Source organism: Erythrobacter sp. YT30 (genome assembly GCF_001542875.1).
GTDB lineage: Bacteria > Pseudomonadota > Alphaproteobacteria > Sphingomonadales > Sphingomonadaceae > Erythrobacter.
Genome location: NZ_LMAF01000002.1, coordinates 1,292,326 through 1,312,746 on the forward strand (window position 1 = coordinate 1,292,326; position 20,421 = coordinate 1,312,746).

At 57.9% G+C, this 20,421-nt stretch carries 19 protein-coding genes and 1 tRNA gene; 12 read left to right on the top strand and 8 right to left on the bottom strand.

Annotation, left to right across the window (positions count from 1 at the left end):
• Positions 1-228 precede the first annotated feature (228 nt).
• The gene (locus AUC45_RS10890; RefSeq protein ID WP_067602267.1) at positions 229-3,432 is read left to right on the top strand and encodes a bifunctional cytochrome P450/NADPH--P450 reductase; all 3,204 of its coding nucleotides are present in this window, start codon (positions 229-231) and stop codon (positions 3,430-3,432) included.
• Between the two features lie 92 nt (positions 3,433-3,524).
• On the opposite strand, the gene AUC45_RS10895 is transcribed toward AUC45_RS10890, so the two are convergent.
• Together AUC45_RS10895 and AUC45_RS16180 are read right to left on the bottom strand one after the other, a co-directional pair.
• Positions 3,525-3,611, bottom strand: a tRNA-Leu gene (locus tag AUC45_RS10895).
• 123 nt (positions 3,612-3,734) lie between these two features.
• Complete coding sequence (locus AUC45_RS16180; protein ID WP_067602268.1) at positions 3,735-4,928, bottom strand: MJ0042-type zinc finger domain-containing protein; 1,194 nt, start codon at positions 4,926-4,928, stop codon at positions 3,735-3,737.
• A 177-nt stretch (positions 4,929-5,105) separates the two neighbouring features.
• On the opposite strand from AUC45_RS16180, the gene ftsE reads away from it, so the two are divergent.
• The 4 genes from ftsE to AUC45_RS10920 are packed head-to-tail and all read left to right on the top strand — an operon-like array spanning position 5,106 to position 8,025.
• On the top strand, positions 5,106-5,858 hold the full coding sequence (gene ftsE / locus AUC45_RS10905) for a cell division ATP-binding protein FtsE (protein ID WP_067602270.1): 753 nt from the start codon (positions 5,106-5,108) through the stop codon (positions 5,856-5,858).
• The gene (locus AUC45_RS10910) at positions 5,855-6,796 is read left to right on the top strand and encodes an ABC transporter permease (RefSeq protein WP_233998702.1); all 942 of its coding nucleotides are present in this window, start codon (positions 5,855-5,857) and stop codon (positions 6,794-6,796) included. Before ftsE ends, AUC45_RS10910 begins: the two co-directional genes overlap by 4 nt.
• A gap of 12 nt (positions 6,797-6,808) precedes the next feature.
• Positions 6,809-7,339 (top strand): YdcF family protein, encoded by a 531-nt coding sequence (locus AUC45_RS10915; RefSeq protein WP_067602272.1) that lies wholly within the window; start codon positions 6,809-6,811, stop codon positions 7,337-7,339.
• Positions 7,340-7,347: 8 nt separating this feature from the next.
• Positions 7,348-8,025: a 1-acyl-sn-glycerol-3-phosphate acyltransferase gene (locus AUC45_RS10920; RefSeq protein WP_233998704.1), complete on the top strand. Its 678-nt coding sequence runs from the start codon at positions 7,348-7,350 to the stop codon at positions 8,023-8,025.
• A 45-nt stretch (positions 8,026-8,070) separates the two neighbouring features.
• Here AUC45_RS10920 and AUC45_RS10925 read toward each other — a convergent pair whose 3' ends face one another.
• Positions 8,071-8,979, bottom strand: coding sequence for a prephenate/arogenate dehydrogenase family protein (locus AUC45_RS10925; RefSeq protein ID WP_067602276.1), 909 nt, complete (start codon positions 8,977-8,979; stop codon positions 8,071-8,073).
• Positions 8,976-10,079 carry a histidinol-phosphate transaminase gene (gene hisC, locus AUC45_RS10930; protein WP_067602279.1) on the bottom strand — a complete coding sequence of 368 codons (1,104 nt, stop codon included), beginning with the start codon at positions 10,077-10,079 and terminating at the stop codon, positions 8,976-8,978. The genes AUC45_RS10925 and hisC overlap by 4 nt, the downstream gene beginning before the upstream one ends.
• Positions 10,080-10,174: 95 nt before the next feature.
• Between hisC and AUC45_RS10935 the strand changes: the two genes are divergently transcribed.
• Together AUC45_RS10935 and metW are read left to right on the top strand one after the other, a co-directional pair.
• Positions 10,175-11,272 carry a homoserine O-acetyltransferase gene (locus AUC45_RS10935; RefSeq protein WP_067602282.1) on the top strand — a complete coding sequence of 366 codons (1,098 nt, stop codon included), beginning with the start codon at positions 10,175-10,177 and terminating at the stop codon, positions 11,270-11,272.
• Positions 11,269-11,877 carry a methionine biosynthesis protein MetW gene (gene metW, locus AUC45_RS10940; RefSeq protein ID WP_067602285.1) on the top strand — a complete coding sequence of 203 codons (609 nt, stop codon included), beginning with the start codon at positions 11,269-11,271 and terminating at the stop codon, positions 11,875-11,877. Before AUC45_RS10935 ends, metW begins: the two co-directional genes overlap by 4 nt.
• 21 nt (positions 11,878-11,898) lie before the next feature.
• Here the strand turns inward: metW and AUC45_RS10945 are convergent, their stop codons facing one another.
• A complete protein-coding gene (locus AUC45_RS10945; protein ID WP_233998706.1) occupies positions 11,899-12,615 on the bottom strand; it encodes a hypothetical protein in 717 nt (238 codons plus the stop codon).
• A 71-nt stretch (positions 12,616-12,686) separates the two neighbouring features.
• Positions 12,687-13,079, bottom strand: coding sequence for a VOC family protein (locus AUC45_RS10950; protein WP_067602290.1), 393 nt, complete (start codon positions 13,077-13,079; stop codon positions 12,687-12,689).
• A gap of 82 nt (positions 13,080-13,161) precedes the next feature.
• On the opposite strand from AUC45_RS10950, the gene AUC45_RS10955 reads away from it, so the two are divergent.
• The 5 genes from AUC45_RS10955 to AUC45_RS10975 all read left to right on the top strand — a co-directional run bounded on the left by AUC45_RS10955 (position 13,162) and on the right by AUC45_RS10975 (position 17,722).
• On the top strand, positions 13,162-13,524 hold the full coding sequence (locus AUC45_RS10955; RefSeq protein WP_156423826.1) for a hypothetical protein: 363 nt from the start codon (positions 13,162-13,164) through the stop codon (positions 13,522-13,524).
• 72 nt (positions 13,525-13,596) lie between these two features.
• On the top strand, positions 13,597-14,055 hold the full coding sequence (locus AUC45_RS10960; protein WP_067602296.1) for a hypothetical protein: 459 nt from the start codon (positions 13,597-13,599) through the stop codon (positions 14,053-14,055).
• 100 nt (positions 14,056-14,155) lie between these two features.
• Positions 14,156-14,827 (top strand): glutathione S-transferase family protein, encoded by a 672-nt coding sequence (locus tag AUC45_RS10965; RefSeq protein WP_067602298.1) that lies wholly within the window; start codon positions 14,156-14,158, stop codon positions 14,825-14,827.
• Positions 14,828-14,943: 116 nt separating this feature from the next.
• Positions 14,944-15,357 (top strand): peptide-methionine (R)-S-oxide reductase MsrB, encoded by a 414-nt coding sequence (msrB, locus tag AUC45_RS10970; RefSeq protein ID WP_067602301.1) that lies wholly within the window; start codon positions 14,944-14,946, stop codon positions 15,355-15,357.
• 130 nt (positions 15,358-15,487) lie between these two features.
• Positions 15,488-17,722, top strand: a complete 2,235-nt coding sequence (locus tag AUC45_RS10975) for a transglycosylase domain-containing protein (protein WP_067602304.1) — start codon at positions 15,488-15,490, stop codon at positions 17,720-17,722.
• 115 nt (positions 17,723-17,837) lie between these two features.
• Here the strand turns inward: AUC45_RS10975 and AUC45_RS10980 are convergent, their stop codons facing one another.
• Together AUC45_RS10980 and hflC are read right to left on the bottom strand one after the other, a co-directional pair.
• Complete coding sequence (locus AUC45_RS10980) at positions 17,838-19,373, bottom strand: Do family serine endopeptidase (RefSeq protein WP_156423827.1); 1,536 nt, start codon at positions 19,371-19,373, stop codon at positions 17,838-17,840.
• A gap of 200 nt (positions 19,374-19,573) precedes the next feature.
• Entirely contained in the window at positions 19,574-20,419 is an 846-nt protein-coding gene (gene hflC / locus AUC45_RS10985) for a protease modulator HflC (RefSeq protein WP_067602307.1), read from the bottom strand.
• Positions 20,420-20,421 lie beyond the last annotated feature (2 nt).

The window sequence follows — 20,421 nt, forward strand, 5'->3', positions numbered from 1 at the left end:
CTTTTCCCAAGCGGCCTGCGCTTAAAAAACGCTAATCTCTCAAGAGCATCAGCGCTGAGTGCCCCCCAAGCGCCCACTCTTAGCAGCAGTGCATGTGTAATCCCATGTTTTCTGGAATTGCGCATACAAGTTGGCTCCAAAACGGTTTTAGTCGCCATCCGCAAGCCAGGTCGGATCGGCATTGCCTCTCCCTTTTCTTGCACGGCATCCTCTGGCATTGGTGTCCCCATGGCATCCAAAACCGCGTTCGCTCCGATCCCGCAGCCACCCGGCTCTCCGCTCGTTGGCAATGCTCTGACTGTCGATGCATCCCGGATGATCCAGTCGCTGATGGAATTGGCCGAGGAATACGGCCCCATTTTCCAGCTCGAAATCATGGGCACGCCCCTTGTTTTCGTCTCGAGTGAAGAGCTGGTGGCGCAGGTTTGCGACGAAAAGCGGTTCGACAAGACGGTGCGTGGCCCGCTCAAGCGCCTGCGCCTGATTGCTGGCGATGGCCTTTTTACTGGCGATAGCGATGATCCCAACTGGTCAAAGGCGCACAATATCCTGCTGCCGTCTTTCAGCCAGAAAAGCATGGGCAGCTATCTCCCGATGATGATCGACATCGCTCAGCAATTGATGCTGAAATGGGAGCGGATGAATTCTGATGACGTGATCGATGTGCCCAAGGATATGATCCGTCTGACGCTCGATACGATTGGCGTGTGCGGATTTGGCTACCGCTTTAATTCTTTCTATCGTGAGGACTTTCATCCCTTCATTCAGGCGCTTAATCGCACCCTCGACACCACGCAGAAAATGCGCGGGCTTCCGGGTGAAAAACTGATGAAGCGAAAGGCTGTCGAACAGCTTCATCGCGACGCGAAATACATGAACAACCTCGTCGATGAGATCATCCGCGAGCGCCAAAGAAGCGGCAATACGGGCAGCGAGGACCTGCTCGATTTCATGCTGTCGGGCCGCGATGCGGTAACAGGTGAGCGATTGTCGGATGAAAACATCCGCTATCAGATCAACACGTTCCTGATTGCAGGGCATGAGACAACGTCGGGGCTTTTGTCGTTCTCGCTCTATTACCTGCTGAAGAACCGTGACCTTTTGAAGCGCGCCTATGCCGAGGTGGATGCTGTGCTCGGCCGCAATATCGACCAGCCACCAACGTTAAAACAGCTGGGGCAAATGCCCTATATCCGCGCCATTCTGTTTGAAGCATTGCGCCTGTGGCCGACCGCGCCCGCATTGGGCCTTGCGCCATACAAGGATGAAGTTCTTGGCGGCAGGTATGCGATACCCAAAGGCACCTTCACCACGGTTTTGATCCCCTCGCTTCACCGCGATCCGGCGATCTGGGGCGATGAGCCTGAGAAGTTCAATCCCGATCACTTCACTCCCGAAGCGGAAGCCGCGCGAAGCCCTGCCGCCTACAAGCCATTCGGTAATGGCAAGCGCGCGTGCATTGGCCGCCAGTTTGCAATCCAGGAATCGATCCTGGTGCTGTCCATGCTGCTCCAGCGCTTCGATCTGTTCGATCACTCGGACTACACACTCGACATCAAGGAAACGCTTTCGATCAAGCCTGACGAATTCACGATCAAGGCGCGGTTGCGCGATGATGTGGAGCGCGGCGGAAAGGCGGCAGAAGACGAACAAGGAGGACCGCAAGAGCCCGTCGCGAGCAAAGTGCCAAAACACGGGACGCCGCTTTTGGTGCTCTACGGGTCGAACCTTGGATCAAGCGAAGGGTTTGCTCATGAAGTTGCGCAGAGGGGCGAATTCAACGGGTTTGACGTGACGCTGGCGCCGCTCGATGCGCATGTCGATGATCTGCCAAGCAACGGCGCGGTCGCGATCGCCTGTGCGTCTTACAACGGGAAGCCGCCTGATAACGCGGCAAAATTCGTCGAATGGCTCGACCAGACATCCGCTGATTTGAGCGATGTTTCCTATCTCATGTTAGGGTGCGGGAACAGCGATTGGGCAGCCACTTTTCAGGAAGTGCCCCGTCTGATCGACGCGCGCTTGGCCGCGCTGGGGGCAAAGCGGATCGTTGACACCGAAGAGCTTGATGCGCGCGGCGATGTGGACACGCAATTCCACGATTGGCTTGATGCGCTGATCCCGCAATTGGGTGAGGAATTCGGCATTGACCTGTCAGGCGACAAGGACGCCATCACCCCGCCGCTCTACACGGTCGAGATCACCGAGAGCGTCACCGCCAACACTGTCGCCAACCGCGTTGGTGCCGATGATGTGACGCTGCTGGTCAATCGTGAACTCAAAGAAAGCGCAAAGTCAGGCGGACGATCCACTCGCCACATCGAAGTCGAATTGGGAGAGGGCGTCTCTTACGAGCCCGGCGATCATTTGTGCGTGGTGCCGGTCAATGATGATGCAGTGGTTGATCGGCTGCTCAAGCGCTTCGGGCTTGATCGCAACACCCACATCCAGATTGAATCGCGCAGCGATATGCGCGGCCCGTTTCCAAGCGGCAGCACGTTTTCGGTTCTCAACCTTGCGAAGACTGCGGGCGAATTGCAGGCCGTCGCCACGCGCAAGGATATCGCGATGATGGCGCATTATGCAGAATGCCCGGACACGCGGGGCAAACTCGAAGCGCTGGCTGCGCCTCGGCAAGATGATGGCGTCGATAAGTACGCAGAAGAGGTGCTGGCAAAGCGTAAATCGGTGCTCGACATTCTGGAGAATTATCCGGCCTGCGATTTGCCGCTTGCGGTGTTTCTGGAGCTGATCCCGTTTCTTTCGCCGCGTTATTATTCGATCTCGTCATCGCCCGATGCGGCCCCAGAAAAGTGTTCAATCACGGTGGGCGTGGTCAAAGGTCCGGCGCTGTCGGGTAAAGGCGAATTCAAAGGGACATGCTCCAACTATCTTGCTGAATTGCAGCCCGGTGATCGGTTCAAGGCAGTCGTGCGCGAACCGAGCGCAAATTTCAGACTGCCCGATGATCCCAAAATGCCTATCATCATGGTGGGCCCAGGCACGGGCGTCGCGCCATTCAGAGGTTTCCTGCAACGTCGTGCTGCGCTGAAGGAGCAGGGTAAGGAGTTGGGCGATGCGATGCTCTTTTTCGGCTGCCGCGATGAAGCCGATTATCTTTATCGCGATGAACTGGAAAGCTATCACGCGGCTGGAATCGTCGACCTGCATTCCGCCTATTCGCGCGTTGAACCCGGCAAAGCCTATGTCCAGCACCTCATCAATCGCGAAGCTGAAAGGGTCTGGGCGCTGATCGAGCAAGGCGCGAGGATCTATGTCTGCGGCGATGGCGCTAAGATGGAGCCAGATGTGCGCGCGGCTCTCGTTTCGATGTGCGCAGAAAAGCGCGGCCTGAGTGAAAACGATGCAGCGGCGTGGATGGACGAGATGATCGAACAGGAACGCTACATGCTCGACGTCTGGGTAGGCTGATCACCTTTCCCAGAAACGCGCCCCGAGTCTAAATGCGCAATCGCGCTCAAGCGCCTGTGGCTTAGCGATCGGGATCGAAGAAACGGAGGAAATGGTGCGGTCGAGAAGACTCGAACTTCCACGGGCGTTAGCCCACAACGACCTCAACGTTGCGCGTCTACCAGTTCCGCCACGACCGCACTCATAGACCGGAGCAGCGCAAGGCTTGCTCCGTGGTAGGAGCGCGCCACTAGCAACCTGCATGATCAGGCGCAAGAGCTTTGCACTGCCCGCGAGACAAACTTTGAAATGCGATTAGCCGCTCAGTTCGGAGCCCAGCCCAATTCCGCCTCGGTCGCTGCCGCCGGAATATCCGAAATCGCCTCTGTCACATTGAGTGTTTCACCGGGCGCGAGCTCGTTTTTGGATGGCGTGACAGGCCATTTGCCCACTTCGCGGCCTCTTTCATCGAGGAACACCACGAGCATGCTGGGCACGGCAACAGTTCCTGCGCCCGTGTTCGAAATCGTTCCGCGCACCCGGAAAATCTCCTCGCCTGTGGGCAGGGTTTCGGTGCGCTGCTCCGCGCGCGGGAAATCAAGCTCAAGCTCAGGCTTTTCTACGCCGAATGTCGGTTGATTGATGGGGAACCAGTCCGGAAGACCGTAATAGCTGACTGCAAAAACGGTTGCGCTCGCCAGTACGGCAAACGCCACGGCTGCCGCCGTCCACATCTTGAGGGGATTGCGCCGCGCGGTGAAAGGCGGGCTGTATTCGAATTGCGATACGCCGCTGTCGTAATCGTCTTCGCTGTCATCCGGATACGCGTCGTCATCATAGCTGTGCCCGGCCAGAGGGTCGCTATCCGGATCGAATACGGCATCTGCATCGTCGTCAAACGCTTCAGGTGAGGCCGTACCCTCGTCCTCCACCGCTTCCTCTACAGCGGTATCGTCGGTCTCTTCCTCGCGTTTGCGCATGAAAGAGCGGTCAAAAATCGAGGAGGACTTAATCTCGGCGGATTCTTGATCCGCTTCGGCCGCCTCATCGCGGCGAGCCATGCTGTTGCGCAGCGCGCGTGCGGCAATTGAGGAGCTCGCCGCTGCACTTTCATCCGAAGGCTGTTCGGCAAAGGCTGCTGCTCCGCGATCATCGGGTGCTGCGTCATTTGTTTCGGCAGGGGCATCAGACGTGCGCCAATGATTGACCGACGGAGCAGCGTCAGGATTGCTTGGTTCGGGGCTGGTTTCAGGGTTGGCTTCCGCGACTTGCTCGGAAGGTGCTTCGGGTTCCGGCTCAGTTTCTGGTGGCGGCGCTGGTTTTGCCGCTTCGCTTTCTGCCGCTGCTTTAGCTCGTGCCTCTGCTGCAGCTGCGTCTTCCTTACTGAGTTCAGGCAGGTTGGGTTCCTGAAACCAGCTATGCTTGCACTTGGCACAGCGCACAGTCCGCCCTTCGCCGCCGATTGCAGAATCCGGCACGACATAGCGTGTGGCGCAGGCAGGGCAGGTCAAAATCATGGTCTCTTTTGCAATACGCCGCCATGTCGCAGGCACAAGTGGTTAACGTTCGAGGATGGCCGAATCCGGCCTTTTTTCCACATCGAGCGCGTTACACTTCGGTAATCGACGCTATCTCAGAGCGTCGTTTATCAGGGGGCTTTCCCCGTTTCTCACCCCCTGATAAGGGCCGCGCATATGACCAACCGCGCTGACGAGATTGTGAAGTTTGACAATGTCGGGCTGCGTTACGGCACCGATCCTGAAATCCTGCGCGATTTGAGCTTTACCCTTTTTCCAGGCAGCTTTTACTTTCTGACAGGGGCAAGCGGCGCGGGCAAAACGAGCCTCTTGAAGCTGCTTTATCTGGCGCAAAAACCATCGCGCGGCGCGATCCGCTTGTTCGGCAAGGATATGATCACACTCCCGCGCGAACGACTGCCCGATTACAGGCGCAGACTGGGCGTTGTCTTTCAGGATTTCCGCCTCGTCGATCATCTGTCGGCATTTGATAACGTCGCGCTGCCCCTGCGTTTGTCGGGAACGGATGAGGGCAAGGTGGTTAAAGCGGTATCCGACATGCTCGAATGGGTGGGCCTGTCGCACCGTGCGGAGGCAAAGCCAGCCACTATGTCAGGCGGAGAGCAGCAGCGGGTCGCGATTGCGCGTGCTGTCATCGCTCGCCCGCGCATGCTCATTGCGGATGAGCCGACAGGTAACGTTGATCCCGAAATGGCACTCAAATTGCTGCGCTTGTTCGAAGCGTTGAACAACCGCGTTGGCACAACCGTCGTGGTGGCGACGCACGATGTGCACCTGCTCAAGAAAGTACCGGATTCGCTCATCATGCGCCTCAACAAGGGGCGTTTGTCTGATCCTACAGGTGCCTTGCGCTTTCCGCCGCGGCCGGGTGGTTCGTCATCGGCTGGCAGCGAGCGGTCTCCTGCATGAACGAGGTTCCAATTCCTGATGCACCGCCTGCGATGAAGGGGTCGCCCCTTCCCAAACCGCGTAAGGTTGCGGCGGCTGATCTGCTGCCCAAGGCGCGGTTTGGCGGGCCGATCCCGTGGGTGATCGCCATCCTAATCGCGCTAGTCGTGATTGCTGCTGCAGGCGGTTTGGCGCTGCGCAATTTGGCTGAGACGGCGCGGGCAGATATCTCGAATGCAGTGGCCATTCAGGTGCTTGAGCCCAATCCCGAACTGCGCGGTGAGCGTGTAGAGAGCATTGTTGCAGTCCTCGAACGAGATGAGCTTGTGAGAACCCTTCGCGTGGTGCCCGAAGATGAGCTTTCGCAATTGCTCGAACCGTGGCTCGGCGCAGGCGCTGCTAGCGAGGATATCCCCATCCCCGCACTGATCGACGTCGAACTTTCGCGGCCCGCTTCGCCGGAAGAGATCGCGCGATTGCAGGATGCGTTGAGCGCAGCTGTGCCCAATGCGCGCGTCGATGCCCAATCTGCCTGGCTCGCGCCTGTCTATGGGGCGCTCGCAGCTCTTCAATACCTCGCGCTGGGATTGATTGCGCTTTTGGCACTTGCCACTGCTGCGGCTGTGTGGCTTGCGGCTCGCAGCGCTTTTGCAACGCACCGCGAAACGGTCGAGATTGTGCATCTTCTGGGCGGGACGGACGCGCAGATATTGCGAGTTTTCCAACGCGCGGCGGTGCGCGATGCTGCGTTCGGCGGGATTGTCGGGTTATCGCTCGGCTCCCTGGCCGTGTGGTTGCTCGGCCAGCAGTTTGCCGCTCTGGACAGCGGACTGGTTAGTGGCGGTGGTTTCGGCTGGGTTGACTGGGCCATTTTGTTGTTCATTCCCGTTGTTGGTGTCCTACTGGCGTTTGTCACTGGTCGGATGACCATTGCATTCGCGCTGCGATCCATGTTTTGACAATTTCCCCTTATGTTACGTCGCATCCTCTCCGGCCTTTTCCTGATCTGGGCTCTTGGTTTCCTGTGGTTTTCTGTAAGCTTGCCTGGGCCTGCAGGTGACAAGGCAACCGATGCGGTGATTGTCCCCACGGGCGCGGCTGGCAGGATCGCGCAGGGCCTATCGGTGCTCGATGAAGGGCTGGCAGAAAAAATGCTGGTAAGCGGGGTTGATCGTGACGTGAGAGTGGGCGAGTTCGCAGCTGAATTCGACGTCGATGAAGCGCGCATGGAATGCTGCGTTACGCTGGGATTCTCGGCGACAGACACACGCACCAATGCCACCGAAAGCGCGAACTGGGTTTCGGCGAACGACATATCGTCACTGCGCCTCGTGACGAGCGATTGGCATATGCGCCGCGCAGCAGGAGAGCTCGATCGGATGCTGCCTGACGATGTCACAGTGGTGCGCGATGCGGTGATATCAGAGCCGAGCGTCTGGACGCTGTTTCTCGAATATAACAAACTGATCGCCAGCTCTGCAGCCGGCATCGTCAACCTTTGAGCACGCTAGTGGCCGCACTTCGAAGCTTGCTTTTCTACCCGCTGTTTTATGGGTTCAGCGCGATGCTGGTGATCGCTTCGGTCTTAGCCAGCATAAGTGGCCGCGATGCGATTGCGAGTGTCGTAAATCTGTGGGGGCGCTGGCATCGCTGGTGTGTGACCAGCCTGCTTGGCATCGAGATCATTGTCGATGGCGAAGTGCCCGAAGGTGCGTACCTGATTGCCGTCAAGCATGAGAGCTTTTTCGAAGCGATCGACATGCCGATCCTGTTTTCCTTCCCTGCAGTGTTTGCAAAGCGGGAGCTCTTTCTCATCCCCGGCTGGGGGTATTCGGCAAAGATTTATGGCCTGATCCCGGTTGCACGAGACAAGGGGGCCAAAGCCCTGCGCGAAATGATCGCAACGGCCAAGCTGCGTGTCGCCGAGGGTCGACCGCTGGTGATTTTCCCCGAGGGGACCCGCGTCGATCATGGCAAAGGCCCATCGCTGCAATCAGGCTTTGCCGGGCTATACAAGCTTCTTGCTCTGCCAGTCGTGCCGGTCGCAGTGAACAGCGGGCCGCTTTATCACGGCTGGGTGAAGCGTCCGGGAACAATCACATACCGCGTCGGCGAAACTATCCCCGCTGGCCTGCCGCGTGGAGAACTGGAAACCCGGGTGCACGCCGCAATCAATGCGTTGAACTAGTCTATAGAAAGTGATGGGTCACGCGCGAGCCAGAGCAACCCAATATCACACGTGATCCTCGCGACCAAAGTCGGGGCGATCATCGTCTTGACCCTGCTCGATAACCTGTTTGCGAATTGCACGGGTGCGGCTGAACAGATCATGCAATGTCTCGCCATCGCCTGATCGGATCGCTCGCTGGAGGGCCGTCAGATCCTCGGTAAATCGGCCGAGCATTTCGAGAACGGCTGACTTGTTCGACAAAAACACATCGCGCCACATCACCGGATCGGAGGCTGCAATCCGGGTGAAGTCGCGAAAACCGCCCGCGGAATATTTGATGACTTCCGATTGCGTGACATCCTCCAGATCGCTTGCCGTGCCGACGATCGTGAAGGCGATGAGGTGCGGGATATGGCTGGTCACGGCGAGAACGAGATCATGATGCTCAGCATCCATAATCTCGATACGCGCGCCAAGATCCTTCCAGAATTCGCTCAGCGCATCGACCGCTCGGCTATCAGCGTTTTCTGGCGGAGTGAGGATGCACCACCTGTTGGTGAAGAGCGAGGCGAACCCTGCTTCTGGCCCGCTTTGTTCGGTCCCTGCAACGGGGTGTGCCGGGATAATGTGTCGCCCCGGCAAAGCTGAGGACAAGGTTTTCTCTAGCCCTGATTTGGAAGATCCTACATCGCTGACGATTGCGTTGAGCGGCAGGGAGGATGCCATTGCGCGGGCTGCTTCTTCCATCGCTCCCATCGGCACGCAAAGAATGACGAGATCAGCGTCTGAAACCGCCTCGCCAATGCTGCTGCAAACCGTGCCAACAAGACCGCGCTCTGCCGCTTTGGCGCGCACATCCGCATCCGTATCGAAGCCTGTTGTCGTCGTCCCCGGCGCGCGTTCCTTGACCGCGAGGCCGATTGAGCCGCCGAGCAGACCAAGCCCGACAATAGCGACTTTCTCAATTCTCATGCCGCCTCTCCGCACAGCCCGCGCAGAGCGGCGATGACCTGATCCATATCCTCTGTCTTGCCGATGGTAATGCGCAAGGCATTCGGGAGACCTTGACCGGGAAGATGCCTCACGGCGTACCCCACCTCAGCAAGCGCGCCCAAAGCGGTTTCAGCGGTTAGGTCGCCTTCGAACAGGACGAGGGAGAAATTTGCCGCTGAAGGAACGGCGGTAAGGCCATGATTGCCGAGCTGCGCCATTTCCGCTTCGAACCGGGTGCGCTCTTTCGTGTTGTGATCCCGGCTGAGTTTCACGAAATCCTGATCTTTCAATGCCGCTTCAGCTGCTCTTTGGCCCGAGACGGTCACGTTGAATGGCCCGCGAATGCGGTTCAATGTGTCGATCAGTTCTGGCGAACCGGTCGCCCAGCCAATGCGTTCTGCGGCAAGACCGTAAATCTTCGAGAAGGTGCGCGTTACCAGCACGTTTGAATGCGCAGCGGCGAGATCAAAGCCGACGCGCTGCAAGGCTGGATCGACATATTCGCCATAGGCTTCATCGAGCACCAGGAGCACGCTGGAAGGCAATCCGGCATGGAGGCGCACAACCTCATCCGCCGGGATCGCAGTGCCGGTGGGGTTGTTTGGATTAGCTAGAAATACGACGCGAGTTCGTTCGTTTACTGCCGCAAGCAGTGCATCGACATCAGCGGTGTAATCGGTGGCTGGCGCTTCAACCGGATTCGCCCCGCACCGGCGCGCGGCGATATCATAAACGGCAAAGGAAAATTGGCTGAACAGGACCTCGTCCCCTGCCCCAGCATACCCTTGAGCAGCAAGATTGAGCAATTCATCCGAGCCCGTGCCGCAGACAATCCGTTCAGGATCCAGCCCGTGCAATTCGCCAATAGCTTCGCGCAGGGCGGTAGAGCCCGGATCAGGATAAGTCGCGGCTTCGACCCGCGCGCTTTCGAGTGCTTCCAGGGCGGCAGCACTGGTGCCTAGCGAGTTCTCGTTCGCTGATAACTTCACCAAGGCGCGGCCATCATCGGAGGATGATTTTCCGGGCTTATACGCGTGAATGCCGAGAATGTACTGTTTGGGTGAAGGGCGATCAGTCATTGCGGGCGGGTCGATAGCGGTTTGGCGAGGGCAAGAACAGTGTAATTGACGCGTTGATTGACTTGGGCGCGTACCTCGCCCAATCCGCGCAGCCGATGCCCAATGCAACCGCCTCGAAAGTGTATGCGCTCACCGATACCCTCCCGCTCGACAGCGGGCAGGAGCTTAGTGGCGCTGAAATCGCTTATGAGACCTATGGCGAATTGGCCGCAGACAAATCGAATGCGGTCCTCATCTGCCATGCGCTGACGGGTGATCAATATGTTGCAAGCACGCATCCGGTAACAGGCAAGCCGGGATGGTGGGACAGAATGGTCGGCCCGGGCAAGCCGATTGATACGAGCCGCCATTTTGTGATCTGCGCCAATGTGATCGGCAGCTGCATGGGCTCAACTGGCCCGGCATCTTCAGGAGCGGATGGCCAGCCGTATGCGATGGGTTTTCCGGTCATCACTATTCGCGATATGGTGCGCGGGATTATCGCGTTGCTCGATGGGCTTGGGATTGAGCGGCTGCACGCCGTGGTTGGCGGATCGATGGGCGGGATGCAGGCTTTAAGCCTTGCTGCCAATTGGCCCGATCGGGCCGAACGCGTGCTCGTTATTGCCTCTACTGCGCGGCATTCAGCGCAGAACATCGCTTTTCACGAATTGGGCCGCCAGGCCATTATGGCCGATCCAGCGTGGGCGGGTGGCGATTATTATGGCGGGGATGCCAAACCTGATAATGGCCTCGCCGTGGCGCGTATGGCCGCGCACATCACTTACCTTTCCGAAGAAGGGCTGACCGAGAAATTCGGCCGGCGCTTGCAGGATCGCGATGAGAAAAGCTTCGGTTTTGAGGCTGATTTTCAGGTCGAAAGCTATCTGCGATATCAGGGCAGCGGCTTCACCCAGCGCTTTGATGCGAACAGCTACCTCTACATCACCCGGGCGATGGATTATTTCGACTTGGCTGAGGAGCATGGCGGGCGGCTGGCCGATGCTTTCATTGGAACATCAGCGCGATTTTGCCTCATCAGTTTCGACACCGACTGGCTCTACCCCACCGCTGAAAGCCGCCACATCGTTCATGCTCTCAATGCAGCAGGAGCCAAAGTCAGCTTTGTAGAACTCAGCGCAAATGCAGGGCATGACAGCTTCTTGCTTGAACACGACCAGCTTGATCGCGTGGTGCAAGGCTTCATCGAATGAGCGCGTCACAAACCCTAAGACCTGATCTCGCCGTGATCGCTGATCAGATTGGGGCCGGCACCCGTCTGCTCGATATCGGGTGCGGGGATGGCGCTCTGATGGCGGAGCTGGAACAGGCAAAGCAAGTCGATGCGCGCGGGATGGAGCTGGACCCTGCCAAAGTGGAGCGCTGCGTCGCGCGGGGGCTTTCGGTGGTCCAGGGCGATGCCGATCGCGATCTGGCCAACTATCCCAACAAGGCGTTCGATTACGCGGTGATGAGCCTAACGCTGCAAACATCGCAGCGGCCCGATATGCTGCTCGAAGAGATGCTGCGTGTGGGGACCACGGTTTTTGTCAGCTTCCCCAATTTCGCGCACTGGAAGACTCGCACCGCCTTGATGTTCGGCGGGAGGATGCCCGTCACACGCGCGCTGCCGATCAGCTGGTACGCGACCGAAAACATCCACCACGTGACGATTGCCGATTTCAAGCAGTTGGCAAAAGAAAAAGGCGCGGAGATAAGCCGCGCCTGGTTCTTCGCCAACGAGCGCGCCATCAGCCCCTTGGGAGCAAACTGGCGCGCTGAATTTGCGGTTTTCGAGCTTAGCAAGCGGCAGGACTGAACCTAATACAAACGCAAGCCCTTACTTGCCTATGTTGTTGTATTCCTCGCTGCCATCCAGATTGAGACCAAGACCGCTGTTATCGAGCACATCATTCGATTTTACTCGTCCGGCGAAACTCAAGGACACAATGTGCTTGGCTCTTCCCGGGCCCGGATCATCGAGCGTCACTCTCGACAAGGCATGTTCACTGTATGCAGCGCCAAGCTTGTCTTGCTGTGCGACCACTGCATCATTGATCGCAGATGTATTGATTGAAGACAGTGGTACCAAATAGTCATCAAGACTGAAGCTTGCGGCATCGCCGAAAACCGAGATTTCAACAGGCTGCGATTCTTTGAATTCACCGGTCGCGACGTCCATGCCCATTTCGCGCAATTTGCGCGGATCTTCAGGGTCTTGATACGTAACGCTGCACGATTTCAGCTCGCCGGGCGGCGTTGAGACAACGACATATTGTTCCAGGTTTTCACCGACGCCGAATGAAGCGGACAGTTTGGAAACTTTTGCATCTGCACCGAGCTTTTCGGCTGCAGCTTTGAAACAAAGATCGGGCCCATTGTCTGCGAGTGTCAAAGACGAACCTGCACTGCCATTCGCGCCGGGCATGTTTGCAGCAGCGCCTTCTGCGCCTGTGTCAGCTTCGCCACCACATGCAGCGAGAGCGACGCAAAGCGGTGCCGCGATTAGAAATCTGCTTTTCGATTGGATCATCATGAATTCAGTCCTCCAAAACATCACCACTCGGCACCCGCCTTCGTCGAAAGCGCGCGCCAAGGGTGAAACCTAGAATGTATTGATGAAAGTATTTAGCCGGGCCGGTGGATGCCGCAGATTTTGTGGCCGTCGGGATCGGTGAAATAGCACAGATACATCGGCCCCATTGTGCCTTCGCGAAGGCCTGGAGGGTCTTCGATGGACGTGCCGCCATTGGCGACAGCTACATCGTGGAGTTCCTGAATTTGCTCAGGCGAATTGCAGACAAGGCCAATGGTTGAACCGTTGGATGGTTCGGCAGGTTTGCCGTTGATCGGCTCGCTGACGGAGAACGTGCTGCCATCGTGGATGTAGAACAGGCGCGTTTGACCCGTGTCATTGACATGCGCCATGGGCTCGCCCGCACCCAGCACGCCAAGCACCGCGTTATAGAATGATTTCGACCGCTCGATATCGTTTGAGCCGATCATCACATGATTGAGCATTTTGGGGGAATCTCCTCTCAAGTTTGGATTCGCGCAAAAGCGGTAGCATGAGGTTCATGCGCGCGGCTATATGCGCGTTGCCATGATCACACTTTCTCTTGCTGCCGTCTTGATGTCGCTGCAATCACCGGCGGCACCTCCGCCCGTTTTGGACAAGCCACTTTCAACCGAGAGCAAGGCTCTGCTTCGGTGTTCCGCTGCCTTTGCAATGGTCGCGCACGGGCAGGAAAACGGTAATGAAGCGGCGCTCAAATGGCCTGATCTGAAAACGCGAGGGCGCGAATTTTTCGTCCGATCGCTGGCGCAATTGATGGATGATACCGGGCTGGATCGGGATGGCATCTCGCAATTGGTGAGCGCAGAAGCGCAAACCTTGTGGGATGAAGGGCAGGTCGAGGCGATTATGCCGTCCTGTCTATTGATGCTCGAAGGATCCAAGATTTAACAACTGCATTCAGCTTCATGCAATTGAACCTGAACTAAAGCGGCGGCAACTCTAACGAAAAGGGGACTCACTATGCGCGCTTCTTTGCTCGCCGCTGCCGCCACGTTTGCGCTCGCAGCGCCTTCTGCCGCTTTTGCCCAAGCTGCCGCTGTAGATGACAGCGAGGCTGCAATTTCCGAATTGTCAGAGCAGCTTTCCGATCCTGTCTTTCAAGATCAGATGTCAGCCGTTGCCAGCATCTTCATATCGTCCCTGCTCGAACTGGAAATCGGCCAATTCGCCGCCGCTGTTGATGAAGCGACCGGCGGAGAAGGCCCTGAAATAGATCCCGATGCGCGTATTCGCGACATCGCGCCCGAGGCGGAAGAGTTGCCAGACAAGGTCGCCGACAACCTTCCCAAAGCGATGAACGCCATGAGCGCGATGAGCAGCGGGATGGCCGATATGCTGCCTGCGCTCCAAGCCATGGCCGACAGGATGAAGGATGCGTTTGAAGAGGCGGATTTGGCGCGCGAAACCGACGCGTTTTGACCATAACATAAAGCTTATCCCCCGCATTCGACAAAGCGGGCGATGAGAGCGATTTGACCGCTGGATTTTGCCCATCTGATAAGGCAAAAGCGAAGGCGCAATGTGGCTCCTCTATCAATTTCCCCTATGCCCTTTCAGTCGCAAAATCAGGCTGCAAATGGGCGAAAAGGGCATCGCCTATGATCTTGTGCGCGAGGATCCGTGGGCAGCATCCGATATGTTTTTCAATCTCAATCCGGCCGGGCGCACGCCGGTGCTCGCCAATGAAGAAAAGAGCATTGTGATCGCGGATAGCCGCGCGATTGGCGAATACTTTGAAGAGACGGTTGAGCGCGCGCCCATGATTATGGGTACCGCCGCCCAGCGCGCCGAAATCCGGCGATTGACGGCGTTGTTCGATGAAAACTTTTTCGCAGACGTTACCGAGCCACTGCTCTCTGAGCGGATGAAAAAGCGGCTGATCCTGCGACAGCCGCCCGACAGCAAACGGCTTCGCGATGCGATGAGGATGGCGCACGGCCACCTCGATTATCTCGATTGGTTGATCGACACGCGACCCTGGCTCGCAGGCCCGACGATGAGCATGGCGGACCTTGCCGCTGCTGCGCAGATATCGGTTGCCGATTACCTTGGCGGGATCGACTGGACCGGTCACGAAAGCGCGCGGGGATGGTATTCGGTGTTCAAGAGCCGCCCGAGTTTCCGCCCGCTCCTCACCGAACGGATGGATGTGATCAAACCGCCCGCGCACTATGCGCAGGTTGACGGCTGAGGCGTTTTTGAGAGTTTCTTTGGCGCTCGTGCTGTAGGCACCCGCTCGCTCCACAAACAACTCGCTTGCGAATTGCCTATGGCAATCCGATATGAAGCCTCGAGAGAGGCAATTCTATGAACCCCAACGATCCCAAAACCATCACCGATGCCGAATGGCGCGAACGCCTGACAGCGGAGCAGTTTCATATCCTGCGCGAAGCGGGGACAGAGCGCGCCTTCACCGGCAAATACGACAAGTTTTACGAAGACGGCGAATACATGTGTGCCGCCTGCGGCACACGCCTCTTTATCAGCGCGGCCAAATACAACAGCGGCTGCGGCTGGCCCGCTTTTACCAAACCCGCCGATGACGAGACCGTCGAAGAACACCGCGACACAAGTTTTGGGATGATCCGCACCGAGGTGACCTGCGGGAAATGCGGTAGTCATTTGGGGCACGTCTTCCCCGATGGACCTCCGGAAGAGGGCGGCTTGCGATACTGCATCAATTCCGGCGCGCTCGAATTTGTCGCGGATGGGGATGAATAGAGTCAAAGGGTGCGCAGCGCTGGATTTTGCCACGCTCTTGCCACATTCACGCCCTGTTACATTTCGTCTAGGCAATGTGAGATGTCTGGGCGGAACGCCTTGGTAAAGCGATGCAATTATAAGGCGCGAAATGTCGAAACGGGGTGATCGTCTCCAGAACAAGGGAAAGCGTGGCTCCAGGCGGGCTGCGGCTGAGCGCTCTGCATCAGGCACGAAGCGCAAGACGCGCTCATCGGGACGCGGCAGAGGTGGTGGTGGAGCGGTTGCGGCCCAGCCATCATTCATGTGGCGATGGACCAAACGGCTCACCCTTTGGGGGCTCGCGCTCGTTGTATTGGCCGCCATTTTTCTTGCCTGCGCAGTTGGCTTTGCAGCGCGTGAGATCCCAAGCTTTTATCAGCTGAAAACCACCACGAACGCGCAGACCATTTTGGTGCGAGCGCGCGATGGCAGCGAGATTGTCGAACTGGGGCCAAGCTTTGGAGAATGGCTCGACTATGAAGACATTCCCGAAAACATGAAAAACGCGATGATCGCGGTCGAGGATAAACGGTATTTCGATCATTATGGCGTCGATCCGATCCGTACCACGGGCGCGGTCGTCGAAGGCTTTACCGGCGCGCGCTCTCGCGTGGGTGGCACATCCACGATATCGCAGCAGCTGGCGCGCAACCTGTTCCTCAATTCCAATCGCACGTTCGACCGCAAAGCGCGCGAGGCGATCCTTGCAATGGCGCTTGAATGGAAGTTTTCGAAAGAGGAAATCCTCGAGCTCTATCTGAACAAGGTGTATTTTGGCGGCGGCGCGTATGGGATCGACAGCGCGAGCCGTAATTTCTTTAGCCACCCCGCGACCGAGCTGAGCATTGCCGAGGCATCGATTATCGCGGGGCTGGTAAAAGCGCCGAGCCGCTATTCCCCGACGGCAGATGTGCAGGCCGCCGTTGACCGCGCGCGTGTTGTTCTGCGGCTGATGCGGGAGCAGGGATACATCAATGCGAGCCAGGCATCGGTGGATGTGGGTGCGGTTCAGCTAAAGCAGCAAGTCGGCCAGAACTCGGTGCGGTACTTCACCGATTGGGCGCTGCCGCAGCTCGACATCTTGCTGCCCGAAACCAATGAGCCGTTGGAAGTCTGGACCACGATCGATGTCGGGATGCAGCGCGCTGCGACGACCTCGATTGATGCGAACACGCCCGATGGCTCGCAAGGCGCTTTGGTAAGTCTTGATCGCGATGGCGCTGTTCTCGCGCTCGTGGGCGGCAAGGATTACGTCGAAAGCAATTTCAACCGTGCGACAAGCGCGATGCGGCAGCCGGGATCGTCGTGGAAACTGTTTGTCTATCTCGCTGCATTGGAAGCGGGGTACACGCCGGGCGACACCGTAAAAGATGTGCCGGTTACGATCGATGGGTGGAGCCCGCGCAACGCAAATGGCCGCAATGTCGGCGATACGACGCTGCGTGCATCGTTCGCCTATTCGATCAACACAGTCGCGGCGCAATTGGGTAATGAAGTTGGCTTTGGCACCGTCGCATCCATGGCGCGGCGGTTTGGCATTTCGACGCCAGTTTCTACCTTTCCTTCGATGGTTCTGGGATCATCCGAGGTGCGCCTTATCGATATGACGCGCGCTTTTGCTGCCGTTTCAGCGAAGGGAATGGCGGTGGAACCCTATGGTATCACCAAGGTGATGACAGCGGGCGGCGAGACGATTTACGAGCGCGAGAAACCGCGCCAGACCCCTCTTGTGCCCGACTATGTTGCAGCCGGTATCACCGATCTCCTGCAGACCGCGGTTAACACCGGGACGGGCAAGGCCGCCCAGATCGGAAGACCTGTTGCGGGGAAAACCGGAACAACGTCATCGAACAAGGATGGCTGGTTCGTCGGTTTTTCCTCGGGGATCACGACAGGTGTGTGGATGGGCCGTGATGACGCAAAAGCGGTGCCGGGCCTTCAAGGCGGCCGTGCGCCCGCCGCCGCCTTCGCTGCTTACATGAGATATGCTGTAAAGGACCGCGCGATTGAGGAGTTCGACACTGATCTTGATCTGCCAGCGTGGCGATTGGAGCCGGATGAGGAATACCTATATGGCGATCCCGACGATTATTACTTCATCGACGAACAGGGCAATCTGATTGAGCCCGGTCGCCGCGATCCTGACGAAGACCCGTTCGACGTTGATGGAGAGCGGGGAGACGGCACCCAGAACAACGATGAGCCGCCGCCTGCCGTAAGCGAGGATTTCCTGGAGGAGGCCACAGGCGGCGCTCTGCCACCGGAGCGCAACACGCCGCCGCCAGCGCCGCTTCCGCAAAGGACGCAGCCCACGCAGAACAGGCCGCAGCCACCTCCTCCCTGATGCATTAAAAGGTCACGCGCTCACCATAAACAAGAAGCCGCGCCATTCGATGTGAATGGCGCGGCTTTGTTATTTATAAGTTTGGTCGCGCGCCACGCGGGCGAGCGTTCACCCATCAGCGAAGGCGTACCGGTACGAAGCGTGGTGGTTGGCCGCGCCGTTGCACGCGCAGCAGCACGGCATCACGATTGTCGGCTTCGGCTGCCGCGATTTGCGCATTGAGCGCTTCAATTGAATCCACCGTCTCGTAATTGGCGGAAAGGATGACGTCACCACGGCGCAGACCTTTGCGGCCCGCATCAGAGTTCGGATCAACGGCGCCGATGACAAGGCCAGCGGTATCGCTATCAAGACCCAGAGTGCCGCGGATCTGCGGCGTCAGAGCGAGCACTTGCAAGCCCAGCTTCTCTTCGATGGTTCCGTCAGATTCGCCCGGCGCCATCGGTTCATCGGAATCAGGATCAAATGTCTGCGCCTGTGCGCGAAGCTCTGCTTCGGTTGGCCGCTTTCCAAGCACTGCAGTGAGCGAAACCGACTGGCCATCGCGCAGAACTTCGATTGGAACGCGAGTGCCGGGTTCAAGATTGGCGACGAGGAAGGAGACGGTCTGCTCAGAAGTCACGTCCTGCCCGTTTACGCTGGTCACGATGTCACCGGGGCGCAGGCCAGCTTTGTCGGCGGCGCTGTCATCCTGAACTGATTGGATGAGCTCACCGCGATTGCGAGCCAGGCCAAGGGAGTCTGCGATGTCGTCGGTGATCGGATCTAGCCCAACGCCGAGGAAGCCGCGTTCAATCTCGCGCCCTTCTTTCAATTGATCGACAATCGGCGATGCGATCTCAGCGGGGATTGCAAATCCAATGCCTACGCTGCCGCCCGATGGCGAGAAGATCGCATTGTTGATGCCGATCACATTGCCCTGCATGTCAAACAGAGGGCCGCCCGAATTGCCGCGGTTGATGCTGGCATCGGTCTGGATGTAGCGGTCGTATGCGCCGCCTTGCCCGGTGTTGCGATAGACGGCGGAGACGATGCCGCTTGTGACAGTTCCGCCAAGGCCGAAGGGATTGCCAATCGCTACAACCCATTCACCAACGCGTGTCTGGCTGGAATCGCCAAAGCGCACGAACGGGAATTCATTGTCCGAAAGGATTTTGAGAACTGCGAGATCAGATGCCGCATCCGCGCCCACCAACTCCGCTTCGTACTCGGTCCCATCAGGCATGGTGACGGTGATTTCTTCAAGCGTTGCCCGGTTGTTCGGGGCAACCACGTGATTGTTGGTTACTACAAAACCATCGGCTGAGATGATAAATCCGGAGCCCAAGGATTGCGCTTCGCGGGTTTGCGGCTCCTGGCTCTGGCCACCACGGCGGCGGTTGAAGAGCTCGGCAAATGGCGTGCCTGCAAAAGGATTGCGCGTCACTTCAACACGTTGGCGCGTTGCGATGTTGACAACGGCAGGCTGCAATTGCTGGGTGAGATCGGCAAAGCTTGATGGGGCGCCAGCTTGCGGCACCACATTGCTCATCACGCGCTCATCGTTTTGCGCAACCTGGGCGCCTACCGGTTGGCCGCTGATCAGCGAAACAGCCGCACCGCCAACCAGAAGCGCGCTTGTCAAACCGTATACATACCGCACTTTTGTCACGTCCTTTAATTCCTCATGTCTTAGCGGGTCACCTTGTGGTTGGTTCCCCAATTTGTGCCAGTTACGCGCCTATCTTGCGCTGAGACGCGCTGAACGCTGTTTGAACACGCGGCGCACCTTTTGGCGTTTGCCGGAGCGCATTTGCTGTTCGTCGGAAGTCGCTCAACAAAAAAGCGGGCACGCTGGGTGCCCGCTTTTTCTTAGCGACGTCCTCTGAACTGGCGCAGATATTCATTGTCGGGCGACAGGATAATCGAGCTTTCGCCCAGCTCCTCGCCCTGGCGCGCATCGCGGAACGTCTCGTCATAGCTCTGCATGGCGCGATAGAAATCGTAGAAGCCCGCATCCTTGCCAAAGCTTTCGGCGTAAATGCGTGCAGCTTCTGCATCAGCATCGGCGCGAATGATCCGCGCATCGCGTGAACCCTGCGCACGGATAGCGCGCGCTTCGCGTTCACGATCTGATTCCATCCGTTCAAAGGCAGATTGAAGCGGGCGACCTGCAGGCAAATCAGTGCGCTTGATCTGCACGTCGATCACTTCTGCGCCGTATTGCCGCGCTTCGCGATCGAGGTTTTGACGCACATTTTCGAGCGCATTGCCTCTTTCAGCGGTCAGCATGGCAGCGAAAGTGCGGCGACCCAGTTCCTGACGCAACGCCGAGTTGAGGATCGGCTCCAGAGCGGTGGTCACGCCCTCGGTCGTGCCGGCACGTTCGACCATGCGGATGGGATCAATGATCTTATAGCGCGCATAGGCGTTTACCAAGAGACGCTGCTGATCGTTTGAAAGCACTTCTTCATCGGTCATTTCCAGATCGAGAACGCGTTTTTCGATCCGGCGGACAGATTCGACGAGTGGAAATTTCAGCCACAGACCCGGCCCGTAGGCATTGTCTTCGGTGTTGATCGTGCGAACAGGTTCACCCGTCCGGATGATGACGACCTGCTCTTCTTCATTCACGACAAACACACTCATCGAAAGCGCGACCAGCGCAAGCGCTACGATAACAAGCGGGACGCGATATGTGGTCCAGAAACTATCCATGA